The sequence below is a fragment of the Sinanaerobacter chloroacetimidivorans genome (assembly GCF_018128545.1).
GTDB classification, from domain to species: Bacteria; Bacillota; Clostridia; order Peptostreptococcales; family Anaerovoracaceae; genus Sinanaerobacter; species Sinanaerobacter chloroacetimidivorans.
The window spans coordinates 293,673-310,799 of sequence record NZ_JAGSND010000003.1 but is presented as its reverse complement, the minus strand read 5'-3'; the positions used below and the strand labels follow the sequence as shown (position 1 = coordinate 310,799).

Sequence of the window (17,127 nt, the reverse complement as noted above, 5' to 3'; positions counted from 1 at the left end):
AGGGCTTGCTCCTTTAAATTTTTTTAATCGGAGCAAGATCCTTCGCCAGTTTCTTGACTCCTACGGAATCAAAAGCAATGGTAATGGTGCTCCCGTCTACGGAAATCACCAGGCCTTCACCGAATTTGCTGTGACTTACCTTGTCTCCGTTCTGATAATCTCCGCCTTTAGAGCTTTGAGAAGTTCTCTGGTTTTCCTTGATATATTTTAACTGATCAAAAGGACGGAAAATTTCACCGCTGTTAAAGCCGTCATTTCCTCCCTGGCTCCATCCCGGATTTCTGTAATTGCCGGGGAAACCGTTGAGGGACGTTCCGGACATGCTTTTCTTCTGGTAAATAGCATCACCATCCACCAGAGATTTATCCAGTTCCTTTAAAAATTGTGATTCCTTGGTATAGTCTGTTTTACCATACAGGGTACGAAGCTGTGCACTAGTCAGATATAGCTTCTGCATCGCCCTTGTCATACCCACATAGCAGAGTCTGCGCTCTTCGTCAATCCCTCCGGGCTTCTCCAACGACCTCCAGCCAGGGAAAAGGCCATCCTCCATGCCTGGTATAAACACCACAGGGAATTCCAAGCCCTTGGCACTGTGCATAGTCATCAGCACCACCGCATTTTCATCGGCATCGTGGTTATCGATCTCCGCGATTAAAGCGATCCTTTCCATAAATTCGGACAGGGACAGCTGAGGATTTTCATTTTCATAATCATAGATGACAGACTTGAATTCCAGCAGGTTTTCAACACGTCCTTCCGCTTCCACGGTGTCCTGCTGCTCCAGACTTTTTAAATATCCTGTTTTTACAAGAAGACCGTCGTAAATATCGGAAACCCTTAAATTTTCTTTTTCCAGACTGTATTGTTCAATGGTTGCCACCATCTCTTTAATGCTCTCCACTGCTTTGGAAGGCAAACCGTCTACAATCTCCTCATCGGTCAGCAGCTGGAACAGGCTTTCATTTCTTACTGAAGCAAGGGTTCGCAGCTTCTCTAAGGTTTTCTCTCCGATACCTCTTTTGGGCTCGTTGATGATTCTCGCCAGGCTCAGATCATCGGCAGTATTCTGCACCAGACGCATATAAGCCATAATGTCTTTAATTTCTTTCCGGTCGTAATACCGGATTCCGCCCAGTACCCTGTATGGAATATCTCTGGCGGAAAGAGCCTCTTCAAAGGTTCTGGACTGGGCATTGGTCCGATATAAAATTGCAAAATCCTTATATTTCAATTCTCCCGTTCGGAGTCGGTCGATTTCCTGTGCAATGTATCTGGCCTCATCCTTCTCATCCTCAGCACGGTAGTATTTTACCTTCTCTCCTTCTTCTTTATCGGTCCAGAGCTTTTTATGCTTTCTTCCTTTATTGTTCTCTATTACCGAGTGGGCAGCTTCCAGTATATTGCCGTGTGAACGGTAATTTTGCTCCAGCTTGATTACTTTTGTATTTTTAAAATCCTTTTCAAAATCAAGAATATTCTTGATATCCGCGCCTCTCCATTGATAGATGCACTGATCGTCATCTCCTACAACGCAGATATTGTTATGTGCTTCCGCCATCAGCTTAATAAAGCGATACTGCATATAATTGGTGTCCTGGTACTCGTCCACCATGATATAACGGAAACGATCCTGATAATAAGCCAGCACCTCGTCATCCTTTTCAAAGAGCTGAACCGTCCTTAAAATCAAGTCATCGAAGTCCATGGCATTGTTTTTCTTCAATACGTTTTCATAAGCTGCATAAAGTCCATGAACCGTTTTGCCCTTAAAGTCATCTCCGTTTTCCTGACCAAACTTTGCCGGGCTGATGCCCTTTTCCTTGCAGTCGCTGATGATGCTCAGGACATAAGCCGGGGGATATTTTTTTTCATCTACATTTTGCTCTTTGATGCAGTTCTTTATAACTACTTTCTGGTCTGTCGGATCATAAACCACAAAATCCTTGCTATAACCGATCCTTTCGGCATAGGTCCTTAAAATCCTCAGGCATGCGGAGTGAAAGGTAAGAATCCACATATTGACTCCCGCGCCTATGAGGTCTTCTACTCTGTCTCTCATTTCTTTGGCCGCTTTATTGGTAAAGGTAACTGCCAGAATATGATAAGGGGATATGCCTTCCTCCTTGATCAAATATGCAATCCTGTGTGTCATGGTGCTGGTTTTACCGCTGCCCGCACCTGCCAGGATGAGCAAAGGGCCTTCTTTATGTATGGCAGCTTCTCTCTGCTGCGGATTTAGTTTGTTCAAATAATCCATATGTTTTCCGTCAATTACCTTTCTATCTTGTTTTCTGTTCAGGCTTTGATCACCCAAAATTTCCTTCCTATTTTACCATAAAAAAAGCGGCTGCGCCACTTCTACGTTTGTGAATCCTGTCAGCCGAAAAAAAGAAGCCGGTGGAAACCGGCCTCTTGGTTTATTCTATTTTAATAATTTCTTGATTTTAATTCAAAGTATGCCTTCGGATGTGCACATACCGGACATTGTTCAAAGGCTTTCTGGCTTGTATAAACATATCCGCAGTTGCCGCATTTCCATTCAACGACTGCATCCTTCTCAAACACTTTACCTTCTTCAATGTTTTTCTTTAGGGATCTGTATCTTTCTTCGTGTTCTTTTTCAACGGAAGCCACGCCTTCCATCTGTGCCGCTATTTCAGGAAATCCTTCTTCTCTTGCTACTTTTGCCATATTGGCATACATATCTGTCCACTCATAATTCTCTCCGTTAGCCGCATCTTCCAGATTTTCCGAAGTCGTGCCAATCCCATGGGCTAATTTAAACCATAATTCCGCATGCTCTTTCTCATTGGCTGCAGTTTCTGCAAAAATTGCGGAGATTTGTTCGTAGCCTTCCTTTTTTGCCTTTGAAGCATAATATGTATACTTATTTCTTGCCATGGACTCTCCTGCAAATGCTTCAAGCAAGTTTTCCAGTGTTTTTGTACCTTTTAAATCTTTCATGATTTTTTTTTACCCCCATTTTCAAAATTTTATATTCAATCGTGACGATATAATTATACCATAGCCCTATTTTTCTTAAACATATTTTTTTCCAACATTTTTCTTAACCTGCTGCAGTGAAAGGGTAATAAAAATGTTTACTCCGAAAGATATGCTTTTAGTTTTTCCTGAGACATCATGCTGTTTACCGAGGTTTTAGATTCCAGCGTGACGGCGGCGGCTGCCATTCCATATAGGGCTGTTTCTTTGACGGAAAGTCCCTGCACAAACCCATATAGCACAGCTGCCGAGAATGCATCCCCTGCTCCGGTGGCACTGACCACTTTTACCGGTTTCGGCCTGAGGATTCCGGAATCTGTACGATCTGTAAAGTAAACTCCGCCGGCCCCCAGTGAAATAAAGACTCGTTCAACACCTTCCGAAAGAAACCATTGTCCCGCTTTTTCCAGTTCTTCTTCACTGGTTATTCTGATACCCGAAAGTACCTCCGCTTCCATACGATTGGGTTTTATGGTGTGAAACCTGCCTATGATGTTTTTCGCTCTTTCCGCTTTGGTTACGGAAACAGGATCCAGGAATAACGGAATTCCGGAGAGCTTGTCCGCCGTATCCGCCAGGGTTTCCGCCGTAAGATTGGTATCAATCCCAATGATTGCCGAATCCCCGATATCCTCTGCTACCTCATCTATAAAGGTATTGGAAATACGTTCTAATACATCCATATTGCAAAGAGCCAGCTCCATATCACCGACAATATTTAAAATCGACATATACACCGCCGTGTTTTCTTCCGGCAGAAGTTTCACATGCTCAACGTTGACTCCCAACTCTTTCAGCTCTCTTAAGGCGCCCCTGCCGGGGAAATCGTCCCCGGCCACAGAAACAAAGCCAACATTGGCTCCCATCCGCGCCAGATTCTCGGTGATATTTCTTCCCACGCCGCCATAGGACAAGGTAATTTTTCCGGGATTGGAATCACCATGGATCAACCGGTTATAGGGAGTTCCCTCTATATCTGCCGTGATTCCGCCTATAATGCTGATTTTTTTCATACAAAAATGCTCCCTCCGATGAATTCTCTTAAGATGGAATTATTCGCGATGATGGAATCATCTTCAATGGTTTTAAAGAACTGCAAAAATTTCAGCATTCTGACTGCTTCACTGTATTCCGGCTCTTCCCGGGTGATATTCTTGAGAAGAGGCTCCGCATACTTTTTCAATACTGCAAGCTCATAAATATGAACGGAATTGAAAAAAACATCCGCCTCACCGTTAAAGGGGAAAATATTTTTATCCTCTCCTTTACGTACCTTGGGCCAAGCCCTGATAGTGCTTTGGGCAGAATGACCGCGAAACTGGTAATCTCTTACCATACGCCTGAGCATTCTGGCATCCGTTGTGGGGATTCTGTTATGATCGTCAATATTCAGCTGCGTCAGCGGGCTGATATAGATTTTAAATTTTTCTTCTTCTTTGATTTCAGCGGTAAGATCCTTATTTAAGCCGTGAATCCCTTCGATTACAATGGGCTGCCCTTTTTTTGCCCGGGTAATACGCCTGCCGAAAACCTTCTCCCCTTTCAAGAAATCGAAGGTTGGGATATCCACTTCCTCGCCCATCAGCAAACAGTTCATATTGTCGTTGAACAGCTTGATATCCAGGGATGTGATATCCTCAAAGTTAGGCTCACCGTTCTCATCCAGAGGGGTTTGACTCCGTTCCACAAAATAATCATCCGTTCCCAGATAAAGGGGCTCCAGTCCATTGACTCGAAGCTGTATGCAAAGTCTCCGTGCAAAGGTGGTTTTACCGGAGGAAGAAGGACCTGAAATCAATATGATCCTTTTTTTCTGCTTCGTAATCATATCGGCAATCTGCGCGATCTTCTTTTCATGCAATGCCTCGGAAATCTGTATGATTTCCTTATAGCCTCCGCTTTCCACCTTCTCATTCAAATCAGCTACAAAGGAGATTCCCATTAGTCTTCCCCATATGGTAGCTTCTCCGAAGGCCTGATACATTTTTGTTTCATCCACATAGGGCGGAATTTTATCCGGTGCGGAAGGATGCGGGAACCGAAGAAGGACTCCTCTTCTGTATCTCATCAGTTCAAAATACTGAATATAGCCGGTAGAAGGCACCATCTGTCCATAAAAGAAATTTCGAAATCCCTCCAAAGAATAAAAAGGCAGTTGATTCACATCAATGGCTCTTTCCAGCATTCTCGCTTTTTCTTTATGATCATCATGAATGAGAACTTCAAAGGCATCTTCCTTGGATAAAATCTCCTTTACAAAGGGAATATCCCGGCGAACCAGTTCATGCATTCTTGCCTCTATTTCCCTTACTTCCTTATTCGTGATTGCTTTCTGACTCTTGATATCCGTATACAGGCCCTTGTTTAAAGAATTTTCGATCCCTACCGAAACTTTGCCCAGCACATCGTGAATCGCTTTTAAGTAAATTAATGAAACACTTCTTTGGTAGATGAGATTTGCAGCCTGATCACGCATGTCCAGAAATTCAATGGTACAAGGGTTTTCAATTTTCTTGGTAAGCTCACTGATTTTATTGTCCAGTTTTGCCGCTAAAATTGTATATGGTAAATTCTGATACTCCTTTACAAGATCTTCTATCGTTGATCCTTGCTCAACAATTCGTTCCTGGAGTTGTCCTCTTGGCTCTGTCTTTACTTTGATATTGATATCCATATTTCCTTTCACTCCCTTTCCTATGTACGAATTGCGTTAATTATAACATAAATTTTGTAAAAGTGGGCATAATAGTAGCTGAAAGGAGTGATATCTGTGAGGAATTTAGCTCTTATATTAATTATCATTGGTGCTGTAAACTGGGGTTTAATCGGTTTTTTCAGATATGATTTAGTCTCCAGTGTTTTTGGTGGTAATCTTGAAATTGTAAGCAGGGTTATTTTCGCCATCGTCGGTTTAGCCGGATTATATGCAATTTCCTTTTTCTTCAGAAACAGGGAATCAACGCAATCATAAGCGCCAATACAAAGCAGGGGGCAGATTTACTGCCCTTTTGCTTTTTGAAAAACAATTCAATTTTTCTATTCTTATAATTTTGATTTCAAATATTGACAAATGAAATTTACTACGATAATATATTATCCAACTATATGAAATATATTTAACAAAAGCGTTGACAGGGTAAAGTAAGTTATGTTTTTCGTTCACAGAGAGTCGGATAAGATGAGAACCGATAACGAAAGTTTAACCCAAGTTCCCCCTCGAGCTTGCATGTTGAACAGCAGCATAAGTTTGTATTGTTTCGCAAACTGAGAGCGAATAAGTAGATGTGCACGGTTTCCTCCGTTATCAGGATACGGATTTTTTGTCCAGAGTGGCTGTTAAGCAAAAAGAGTGGTACCACGGGTTTCCCGTCTCTTACGAGACGGGAACCCGTTTTTTAGTTATGTCTTGTTTAGTTTCTAGCAACCGCATCTATCGCTGATACCAAGGATGCCTGGTTGACAGAATATGATCACGAGTAAAAGAAAGAAGAAGAGAAGGCTGTCGTCAATGCCTCCGACACGATCATGACAAAAACCCATATAGTAATACCTCCTTAAATATTTGATAATATAGGGTTGATTTTTAGTATTACTATATGCAGAAACAGAAAATAGGTTACAGACTAAACAGTAAAGAAAATAAATTAAGGGAGAGTGAAAACATGATTTGGAATGAACCAATGGAATGCATGAGCAGAGACCAGATGCATGATTTGCAAAGCAGGCGGTTAAAGGATATGGTAGTACGCGTTTATCACAATGTTCCTTTTTACCGAAAAAAGATGCAGGAAATAGGTATTGAGCCTGGTGATATCAAATCCGTAGAGGACCTGGTCAAGCTGCCCTTTACTACCAAACAGGATCTGAGAGATAATTATCCATTTGGCTTATTTGCCACTCCGAAAAGCGAGGTAGTCAGAGTTCACGCTTCCTCAGGCACAACCGGGAAATCCACCGTTGTAGCTTATACCAGAAAAGATGTGGATACCTTTGCCGAAGTGGTAGCCCGCAGCCTTTGCTGTTCCGGGGTAACCAGAGATGATATCGTTCAAGTGGCTTATGGGTACGGGCTCTTTACCGGAGGTTTAGGTTTGCATTATGGTGCGGAAAAGCTGGGAGCAGCAGTAGTACCGATTTCCGGAGGCAACACAGCGAAACAAATTATGCTATTGCAGGATTTCGGCAGTACGGTTCTTGCCTGCACCCCATCCTATGCGGCCTATCTGGCAGAGGCCATAGCCGAAGCGGGTATTGATCCTGCGACACTTCCTTTACGGGTCGGTGTTTTTGGGGCGGAACCCTGGAGCCAGGAAATGCGCATGAAAATCGAAGAAGGCTTAAAAATCCAGGCCTTTGATATTTATGGATTAAGTGAGATTATCGGACCGGGAGTATCCAATAGCTGTGAATGTCAGAAGGGTCTGCATATTGCGGAAGATCATTTTATTCCGGAAATTCTGGATCCTAACACCTTGGAACAGGTTGCACCAGGTACCACAGGAGAATTGGTTTTTACAACGGTAACCAAAGAAGCGATGCCCCTTCTCCGATACCGTACCAGAGATTTAAGCAGTCTTGATTACACTCCCTGTGACTGTGGCAGAACAAATGTAAGAATGGCGAAGATTTTCGGACGTTCCGACGATATGCTGATCATTAGAGGAGTCAATGTATTCCCATCCCAGGTAGAAAGCGTCCTTCTTGAGATTCCGGAGGCTAAGCCGCATTACATGCTTATCGTAGACCGGCAAGGCACCCTGGATACACTGGAAATTCAGGTTGAAATTGATGACAAGTATTTCTCAGACGAAATCGCTCAGCTTACCAATATCCGAAATAAAATCAAGCAAAAAGTGGAGAGTATTCTCGGAGTTAGTGTTATAATAAGCTTGGTAGAGCATAAAACAATAAAGAGAAGTGAAGGCAAAGCACAGCGAGTAATCGACAAACGCAAAATATAGAAAGGATGGGAATGGAATGGTTATCAAACAACTATCTGTTTTTCTGCAGAATGAGCTGGGCAGACTGGAGGAGGTAACGGATATCCTTTATCAGAACGACATCAATATCTCAGCCTTAAGTATTGCAGAAACTGCGGAATATGGTGTCTTGCGAATGATTGTAAGCGATATTGAAAAAGCGGCTTCCGTCTTGAAAGAAAATGATTTCTCCGTTAAAATTACCGACGTCATCTGCATTGAGGCTCCGGACATACCGGGATCCCTGCATAAAATCCTGGAAGGTCTAACCGGCGCTGGAATCAACCTTTCCTATATGTACGGCTATTCCAATGGGGGAAAAGCCAGGTTGATCCTGAAAGTCAGTAATCCTGAAAAGGCCCTTGAGATATTACCATAGACAAGATTTCAGGGGTTTTTATAGAATCCTCTGACAAGGAACAGCGAAATACAGTTAAAATATGGAATCATGCACCCTCTTGTATGTACCTGCAGGTACCGTTGGAGCTTATACAAGCTGCAGCGGCCGTGTTCCTGAGGAATATACGAGAGGGTGCATTTTTTGAGCACCTTTTCATCTATCTGTGTTTTTAGTTTAAAGTTCCAGGCCGCCTAAAAGCTCGTACAAAGTTTTTGTCTCCTCTTTGGTGAAAGTGACGCCTTTACTCATATGCGCATGCTCCTCGTCCCAATCCCGGATGTCATACTTCGGAGCATTGCCGTTCCAGGAAACGTAGTTCAATTCTTTCTTCCACCCTGTGGTGTTTACCGCAATAACACCGATGTGCTCAACTACTTCAAATGTAATCTCTTTATCCTTTTCTTTCACTGCCATAATTTCTTTCCTTTCTGTTTCATCTATTCAAAACACCCCTTTTAGCCGGCCGAAACCGATCCAATGCCTTGTAGGTTAATAATACTATAATTGTTATAATTTGTCAATTATAAATATGTAATTATTTTCCATAATTTTTTTTTTATTTTTTACTTTACCCGGCCAGGTACATGGTAAGAAGAATGGCAATAAACGGAATGCTGATCAGCGAAAACAGCGTCGTTAAAAATACTCCCTCCGCTGCAAGTCTGCTATTGGCCCCATGGATATCGGCAAGCACCACAATAACCGCCGCAGAAGGCATCGCCATGGCAAAGACGACCACACAAAACACGAGTGGAATAAAATGAAAACTCATAAAGATCAAAAATAATATCCCGGGCATAACCGTCAGCTTCAGGATAGTCGCCAGGAACAGCTTTCTGTTCTGTAAAACCTCCCGAATACTGCTCCCTGCAAGCTGAATGCCGATGATAAGCATGGAAAGCGGTATCGTCATAGATCCTACCGTATTCAGAAAGTTCTCCAAAACTGGTGAAAACTCTATACCGAAAATAAAAATCAAGAGACCGATCACACAGGAAATAACAGGGATGGAAAAGATGGATTTCAATGTATCCTTCGCGTTCATTTTTTCTTCTCTGTCATACAGCATCAGCAGCAAACCGACGGAATACAAATAAATACAAAAGATAGCATTGGCAACGATCATAAGAAACAATCCAGCTTGCCCAAAGACAGCCAGAGCTAACGGATACCCCATAAATCCGTTATTGGTTAGGGCCAGCAATGTCCGGTAGACACCCTGGTCATTTTTTTCAACCTTCATAATCTTGACGATAGGAACAGAAAGGATACTGCCTGCTACAAGCATCAGCAGCATCAGCAACATGACCTGTTTAACGGAAGCAAGGGAATCGGAAGTTAAGTCCTGCTGGCTCATGGAATAAATCACCAGACAGGGGCTGGAAATATTCACTAAGATTTGCGATAAATATTTACTTGATTCCAGAGGCAGCCATTTTATTTTATTTGCAACAAATCCTATCAGAGTGATGCTGAATACGCTTAATATATTAATAAAAATCATGAACATCCTGAAATACCCCCGGTGCTAATTTGAACATACTCTATTTAGAATATTGCAGACTTCGCATAAAGTCAAGCCGAAACCTTTGCGTCAAGCGGAAACCTTTGTTGACAGGCAACGGAATAAAAGATAGAATAATGAGGTATTTTTCAATTACAGGAGATAAAAATGAGTTTATTAGTCGTAGAGAACGTAACCCATGGCTTTGGTGCAAGGCGAATTCTGGAGGATGCCTCCTTCCGCCTTCTGAAAGGTGAGCACGTTGGTCTTATCGGAGCGAATGGGGAAGGAAAATCCACTTTTTTAAATATTATTACAGGACAGCTGGCACCGGATGAGGGCCGTATTGAGTGGTCAAAACGAGCTACAGTGGGATATTTGGATCAGCATTCTTCCCTGAAAAAGGGAATGACGATCCGAGAAGTCCTGAGAGAAGCATTTCAGCATATGTTCGATTTGGAACAGGAAATGCTCTCTATCTATGAAGCCATGGCCACCGCAGAAGAAGGCATAGATGATTTAATGGAGGAAGCAGGGGAAATCCAGCTCATATTAGAGCATAGCGGATTTTATACCCTGGATACTAAAATTGAAGAAGTGGCAAATGGACTAGGCCTTGGCAGCATTGGACTGGACAAGGACGTTTCCGATTTAAGCGGCGGACAGAGAACCAAGGTCCTGCTTACGAAGCTTCTGCTTGCCGACCCATCCATCTTGATATTGGATGAGCCTACCAACTATCTGGATGCAGAACATATCGAGTGGCTCACCAGATATCTGCAGGAATATGAAAATAGCTTTATTCTCGTTTCCCATGACATGGAATTCCTGAATTCCGTAGTCAATGTTATCTATCACGTGAACGACGGGGAGCTGACCCGATATTCCGGCAATTATGAGAAATTCATGCAAATGTATGCTGTAAAGAAAAACCAGGAATTGAAGGCCTATGAAAAACAGCAGCAGGAAATTGAACGGATGGAGGACTTCATCGCCAGGAACAAAGCCAGGGTTGCTACGAGAGGTATGGCAAACAGCAGGCAGAAAATGCTGGATAAAATGGAAGTTCTGGAGCGTCCAAGGGAAAAACCAAAGCCATCCTTTGAATTCCGTGATGCCAGAACCCCCAGCCGGTTTATCGTGGAAGGCAAAGAGGTCACGCTGGGCTACGGGGAGCCTCTTACAAAATCTGTAAGCTTTACTTTGGAAAGAGGGCAGAAAATTGCTGTTGTAGGAACCAACGGTCTGGGGAAAACCACCTTATTGAAAACCATTCTGGGAAAAATCGAGCCTATAGACGGTAAAATAGAGTTGGGAGATTTTCTCCAGCCAGGATATTTTGAACAGGAGGCAGACAGGGACAACTCAGAAACAGCTTTAGAATCCGTATGGCGTGAATTCCCGTCCTATACCAATGCTGAGGTACGCGCCGCCCTGGCAAAATGCGGGCTTACCAACGAGCATATCACAAGTCAGATGAAGGTCCTCAGCGGCGGAGAAAATGCCAAGGTACGTCTTTGCAAGCTGATGCAGCGTGATTCCAACTGGCTGATTCTCGACGAACCGACCAATCATCTTGACGTGGAAGCAAAAGAGGAGTTGAAGCGGGCTTTGATTGCCTTTAAAGGAACCATCCTTCTTGTCTGCCATGAACCGGAATTTTATAGAGATTGGATTACTGATGTATGGAATGTAGAAGATTGGACCCTTAAAATAATCTAGTGCTCTGTAACTCCTAAATGTTGTCACAGATGCAGCATATATTCAAAATGAAAAAGGGCTTCCGAAACAGATAAAGTAAGGAAAATCTGTTTTGTGAAAGCCCTTTTTATAACCGTGACAGCCCTTTTTATAACCGTAAAAGCTCTTTTTATAACGAAGTAGATATTGTTTTTTACCCTTTTTTTACGATACTGTTTTGTAACTAGTCCCAATTTTATGGAAAAAAAATTATTTCAACTCGCTCCAATACATCTCCGTTTCCAGACGGTGTTTGTTCACCGTTTTCATGGTTTCGATAGCCTTTACTGCCTTATATTCCATGCTCTCCACCATGGTTTCAATCTCCGTAGCAATCTCTCTTGACTGCTCCGCAAGATCTTTGATCTGTTTGGATACTACGGCAAAACCCTCGGCGGTACTATCTCCATACATCTTTGATACGTTGCCGACTTGAAAAATACCGGGCTTTCCTTTTCGTCCCACGCCTACATATTTAAAAATTCTGTTATCCAACGCCCGCAATGCCGGCGGCATTGCCACCACCAGCTCTGGACTCGCAAGCAGACGATAGAAGGGAGCAGTCTGTCCTTCGTTCATAAAGACATATCCTTTTCCGCCGGCCACATTGGTCAGCTCGACCTTTCCGTTGGCATCCGTAATCCAAATTTCACCGACCCCAATATAATCGGCAAAGGGAACCATTTCTTCACAGGTCATGTCGGGTCTTCTCTCAATGTAGGTTGCTGCCAGCTTTGCTTCGACTGCCATATGTACATTCAGCAAATTATCAAAATCCTGTTTGTCATTAGTAGAATGTGCTGCTTCGATAGCAGCTCTGACGCCAAGCAAATTTGTTTGTCTGGCAATATTGATGAGTTCTGTCAGCGGTGAAAGGATTCCTCTGAAGTATTTGCGTATTTCCCGCAGTCCGTTATCCAGATTGATCAGACAGACTTTCATAGATTGGAGTGCCTCTTCCTGAGACATGGATGACTCGTTCTGCTTTGCGCTCTCTGCAATTTCCAGATTACTTTCAATGATTTTTTCTGCTTCATCATAGCTTTGTTTCAAGTTCGTAATCTCAGTAAACAGCTCATTGGTCAGTCCGGTAATTCTTGCGGACATTACCTTGGATACATCTGCAAGCCGTTTGGCTTCCTGTGCAACAACTCCAAAGCCGTCTATGGCCAATTGACCCTTTGGCTTTATAAAATGGGCACCGATTTGTATCACTCCGGGCTGATCCCTTCTGGCTATGGCTACCACTTTAAAATGCGTGCTGTCCAAGCCATTTCCGGTAGCAGGCAATTCTATTTCCAGCTGCGGATCATGAAGAATTTTTAGAACTTCTGCAGAATTCAGCTTTGCGTTATTCCATGCAGGCATATTGGTAAATTTTACGATACCTTGGTCATCGGTTATATAGAATTCCTCAATGCCGGTTTCTCTGGCAAATTTAACTCCATCCTGAAAAAGGAAATCAGGATCGTATTCTAATATCTGCGCCAGGATCCTTGCCTGAATCAACAGATTGTTCGCCACAATTTTTTCGAAACTGGCAAGCAAATCAGATGCGTGTATGGTTTCAATAGAAGCATTGATGGCCAGTAAATTGGTTTTATTGGCAATCCCCTGTACCGATTTGATTTTTTCAAATACTTGGTTGATGGAATCCATATATTCTTCCATGATTGCTTTGATTACGTAAGATCCCTCTTTTATATTCCGTATTTTGGTCTTTAGTCCGTCATAATTCGTTTTTCGTTCCGTATTTATTGCTTCACCTGTCTGCATATTCCCTACCTACCTTTCTGAATTACGATTTTCTGCTCAACAAAGTATTCTAAATATGTTATCGGTTTTTTTCCGAATTTCTTGAGAAGAAATATTGAGAAATTGAAAATAGGGCCTTACTTTTTTCGGTAAGAACCCTATTTTATACTTTTATTTATGAATATTTTTTAGAATGTGACGATTATTGAAAAGTTACCGGTTATCGAAACACGGCTGTTTCAGATCAATATTTATCCATTTCGTTGGAATCCAGCATGATTCTTGGGCCGGTGGCCTGAGCGGATTCCGGTGTCTTCCCGCCCTTGCCTAAAAGCTTTATTTCTCTGGCTCCGATTGCTTTGACAGTCTTACTTAATTTAAACCTTGACACCATTTCTTTCAAAAGCTCAGCCTGGCTGGACAGCTGTTCACTGGCAGCCGCGCTTTCCTCTGCTGTTGCTGAGTTATTTTGGGTTACTCCGGATACCTGCTCTATTCCCATGTTGATCTGAGAAATTCCGGTTGCCTGCTCGTTGGAGGCATTGGAAATCTCACTGAGTTTGGAAGCAGATATAACGGCGCCATCGGCTATTTCTTTCAGGGCTACAGCTGTCTCATTGGCAATTCTCGTACCATTTTGGACCTTGCTGATGGATCCCTCGATGAGTTCCGTGGTCTCTCTGGCTGCATCAGCACTTCGGGCAGCCAAATTTCTGACCTCCTCTGCAACTACGGCAAAGCCTTTTCCGTGCTGGCCCGCTCTTGCAGCTTCCACGGCTGCATTGAGGGCCAGGATGTTGGTCTGGAAGGCAATATCATCTATAACCTTGATGATCTTCTGGATATCTGCGGAGGACTGGTTGATTTCAGCCATGGAAGCAAGCATTTCTCTCATGCTTTCATTTCCTTTCGCACCGCCTTCCTTTGCACCCTGTGCCAACTGGTATACTTCATTTGCTTTGACGGCATTTTCTTTCGTCTGAGAAGCAATCTCTGCAATAGAGGCTGTCAGCTGCTGGATGGAGCTGGCCTGCTCAGTGGAGCCCTGGGATAAAGCCTGGCTTCCGTCGGAAACCTGTCTGGCACCGGAAGCAACCTGTTCCGCAGAGTCGCTGATATCTCCCAGAACCTGATTTAAGGTCAGGATAATGTTATTGAGAGAGTCTTTGATTTCGATAAAGTCTCCCTTATAATCCGCTGTGATGGAAATTTCCAGATTTCCGTTTCCAATCTCGGATAATACCATATCAATTTCACTCACATAGGTTGCTATATTCTCAATGGTTTCATTCAAGGATTCTTTCAGCACGGCAAACTCGCCCTGATAGGAACCCGTCATGGATGCCTTCAGATTGCCTTTTGCCATTTCCTTCAGTACGGAAGAGGCTTCTTCTATGGGGTCAATCACTGCGTTCAAGGTGTCATTGATGCCTTGTACCGCCACCGCATATTCACCGCGGAATTTGTCCACATCCGCACGGGTTTGCAGTTCTCCCTTTACGGCTGCATTGGACAGTTTCTTTGTTTCCTCTACCAGCAATTTGATATTTTCAATCATCATTGCCAGAGATGGGGTCAGGGTATCCTTTTCACTGTATTGACCGGTTTCTTTCAGCTGATCCAGATTGATGAGGTTCCCGACAGATACATTATTAATAATGGAGATTACCTGATTGATGGTGTAGGAAACTGTATTGATCGACTGAGAGATCTCGTCATAGATTCCCAGATACTTGCCGTCAATCTTACCGGTAAAATCGTTAAGGCTCATTCTGGACAGAATTTCATTTCCTTCCACCAGTGCTCCCAATCCTCTGATACTGCCGTTAATGCTTTCCTTGATTCTATCAAAGTCCCCATAATAAGTGTCGGTAATTTGTTCCGGTATTTCACCTTTTCCGATCTTTTCCATGTAGTCTGCAGCTATTTGGAGCGGCCCAATTACAGCATCCAGAGCTTCGTTCATACCGCTTACGATTTCCGCATAGCCGCCTTTTAATTTGCTGAGATCTGCCCGATACGACAAATCTCCGTTTTCTGCCGCCTTCGTCAGCATTTGGGATTCTCCAAGCAAGGTATATAGGGACACCCGAACCATATTCAGGTTATCGATGAGGACTCCATATTCTCCTTTGTAATGATTCTCCAAAACCTCCAGATTACCGCCGTCAGCCATTTCCTGAATATATCGGAGAGCAGTGCGCAGCGGGCTTACAATGCCATCCAGGATATTGTTATACCCGCTGATAATTTCCTGATATCCCCCATGGAAGCGATCTGCATTTCCCCGCATGTCAAGATTGCCGTCCACTGCCGCACGAGTCAGATCCTCTGCCTCTTCTACCAGGTTTCTAAGCGTTTTAATAACGGAAATCATGCTGAATGCAAGAACGTCCCTGTCAGATCTGGGAACGACCTCAAGGGATAAATCCCCGGAAGCAATCTTGTCTGCCGCCAAAGCCTGCGCCTTAATGTTGTCTGCCATTTTGCCAAAGGCAGACGTTAATTCACCGATTTCGTCGTTGACATCCTTAACGTTGTCGATATTCACTTCCACATCCCCCAACGCCAGTTGATCGGCGGCAAGGGCCAGTTTTTTAATCGGTTTGACGATTTTGGATGAGGTAAAGACCAGCAGTAATAAAATAATCACCAGAGCAATACCAAAGATCAGCAGAATAATGGTTTGAACGGCAAAATACGTGCTGTTGAATTCTTTCTCGGGGAGGCCCGTTACAACCACCCATCCAGTCTCACCTACCGGGGAAAGATATCCATGGTTTTGCTTTCCGTCACTGGTATATTGGATATTCCCCTCCGTTTTTTCGAGAATGGCTGTTTTAATATTTTCAGACATCTCGGTTTCGGATATATTCACATTTTTATAGGTCTCGTTGGGATGATAAATAACCTGCCCGTCGCCGCTGGCAAGGATATAGAAACCGGTCTTTCCCAGCGTATAGCCTTTTAGCATGGAGTTGATACTGTCGATACTGAAATCGATCCCCGTTACGCCGATGAGCTCCTTGGTTCCGGCCTTATAAACAGGAGCAATGGCACTGACAACCATTAGCTTTGTTGCAGTGTCTTCGTAGGGGGCCGTCAGAATCACACCCTGTTTTTTAAGCAAAGGCTCGTACCAGGGTCTCTTCGTTGCATTCCAATCCGGAGCCGACAGATATCCGTCAGACTGGGTAAGCTGACTGGTATCCATGTCTACAATCCAAGCAGCCATAATGTTCTCAGAATCAGTCTGCTGTACGGCGATCAGTGAATTTTTCACTTCGGCAAATCCCGGAGCACCGGTTATGACGATTCCCGGTACCGTATTTTGAAAGAGTGCCTGAAGCTGGCTGTTCGTCGCCATTTGATCCGCAATTTCCATATACGTAAGAAAGGTTCCGGCTATCTCATGGGAAGCAGCCTGGGATTCCGCGGAAAGTCCGTTTTCTGTCTGCTTTGTGACAGACTGATTAACGGCAGTTAGTGCGATGGCCGCTGCAATACAATAGGTAACGACTACAGGAATTCCGACCATACATAAAATTTTCGTCATTAAGCTTCTTTTCGTTTTCATCATGCCCCACCTCTTCATTATTAAGTTTTAGACTTTTGCTACTCACTCAAGTTCCTTACATTACTTATCGGAAAATTCGGACAAAACTTAATAAAAAAAAACAAATAATTCCATATTTCACCAATAATTTTCATCACAGCTAAATTGATTCAAGCTCGTCCCTGTA

At 43.3% G+C, this 17,127-nt stretch carries 12 protein-coding genes and 1 other annotated feature; of the genes, 4 read left to right on the top strand and 8 right to left on the bottom strand.

From position 1 onward, the window contains the following. Positions 1-13: 13 nt before the first annotated feature. The 4 genes from pcrA to KCX82_RS06820 all read right to left on the bottom strand — a co-directional run bounded on the left by pcrA (position 14) and on the right by KCX82_RS06820 (position 5,680). Positions 14-2,317 (bottom strand): DNA helicase PcrA, encoded by a 2,304-nt coding sequence (gene pcrA, locus KCX82_RS06835; RefSeq protein WP_227017703.1) that lies wholly within the window; start codon positions 2,315-2,317, stop codon positions 14-16. Between the two features lie 113 nt (positions 2,318-2,430). Beyond that, positions 2,431-2,967, bottom strand: a complete 537-nt coding sequence (gene rbr, locus KCX82_RS06830) for a rubrerythrin (protein ID WP_227017702.1) — start codon at positions 2,965-2,967, stop codon at positions 2,431-2,433. A gap of 137 nt (positions 2,968-3,104) precedes the next feature. Beyond that, entirely contained in the window at positions 3,105-4,019 is a 915-nt protein-coding gene (locus KCX82_RS06825; RefSeq protein ID WP_227017701.1) for a carbohydrate kinase family protein, read from the bottom strand. After that, positions 4,016-5,680: a nucleoside kinase gene (locus KCX82_RS06820; RefSeq protein WP_227017700.1), complete on the bottom strand. Its 1,665-nt coding sequence runs from the start codon at positions 5,678-5,680 to the stop codon at positions 4,016-4,018. The genes KCX82_RS06825 and KCX82_RS06820 overlap by 4 nt, the downstream gene beginning before the upstream one ends. Before the next feature lie 96 nt (positions 5,681-5,776). Between KCX82_RS06820 and KCX82_RS06815 the strand changes: the two genes are divergently transcribed. The 3 genes from KCX82_RS06815 to KCX82_RS06805 all read left to right on the top strand — a co-directional run bounded on the left by KCX82_RS06815 (position 5,777) and on the right by KCX82_RS06805 (position 8,364). Further along, complete coding sequence (locus KCX82_RS06815) at positions 5,777-5,977, top strand: DUF378 domain-containing protein (protein WP_405127675.1); 201 nt, start codon at positions 5,777-5,779, stop codon at positions 5,975-5,977. 148 nt (positions 5,978-6,125) lie between these two features. After that, positions 6,126-6,383, top strand: a binding site (T-box leader). A 285-nt stretch (positions 6,384-6,668) separates the two neighbouring features. After that, positions 6,669-7,967, top strand: a complete 1,299-nt coding sequence (locus tag KCX82_RS06810; RefSeq protein ID WP_227017698.1) for a phenylacetate--CoA ligase family protein — start codon at positions 6,669-6,671, stop codon at positions 7,965-7,967. 16 nt (positions 7,968-7,983) lie between these two features. Continuing rightward, the gene (locus KCX82_RS06805; RefSeq protein WP_227017697.1) at positions 7,984-8,364 is read left to right on the top strand and encodes an ACT domain-containing protein; all 381 of its coding nucleotides are present in this window, start codon (positions 7,984-7,986) and stop codon (positions 8,362-8,364) included. Between the two features lie 195 nt (positions 8,365-8,559). On the opposite strand, the gene KCX82_RS06800 is transcribed toward KCX82_RS06805, so the two are convergent. Both KCX82_RS06800 and KCX82_RS06795 read right to left on the bottom strand, forming a co-directional pair. Then, positions 8,560-8,799, bottom strand: a complete 240-nt coding sequence (locus KCX82_RS06800) for a YdbC family protein (RefSeq protein WP_227017696.1) — start codon at positions 8,797-8,799, stop codon at positions 8,560-8,562. Between the two features lie 154 nt (positions 8,800-8,953). Next, positions 8,954-9,895 (bottom strand): AEC family transporter, encoded by a 942-nt coding sequence (locus KCX82_RS06795; RefSeq protein ID WP_227017695.1) that lies wholly within the window; start codon positions 9,893-9,895, stop codon positions 8,954-8,956. Between the two features lie 162 nt (positions 9,896-10,057). On the opposite strand from KCX82_RS06795, the gene KCX82_RS06790 reads away from it, so the two are divergent. Continuing rightward, entirely contained in the window at positions 10,058-11,611 is a 1,554-nt protein-coding gene (locus KCX82_RS06790) for an ABC-F family ATP-binding cassette domain-containing protein (RefSeq protein ID WP_227017694.1), read from the top strand. A gap of 228 nt (positions 11,612-11,839) precedes the next feature. On the opposite strand, the gene KCX82_RS06785 is transcribed toward KCX82_RS06790, so the two are convergent. Beyond that, a complete protein-coding gene (locus KCX82_RS06785) occupies positions 11,840-13,405 on the bottom strand; it encodes a methyl-accepting chemotaxis domain-containing protein (RefSeq protein WP_227017693.1) in 1,566 nt (521 codons plus the stop codon). Between the two features lie 223 nt (positions 13,406-13,628). Continuing rightward, positions 13,629-16,961, bottom strand: a complete 3,333-nt coding sequence (locus KCX82_RS06780) for a methyl-accepting chemotaxis protein (RefSeq protein ID WP_227017692.1) — start codon at positions 16,959-16,961, stop codon at positions 13,629-13,631. Positions 16,962-17,127: the final 166 nt, after the last annotated feature.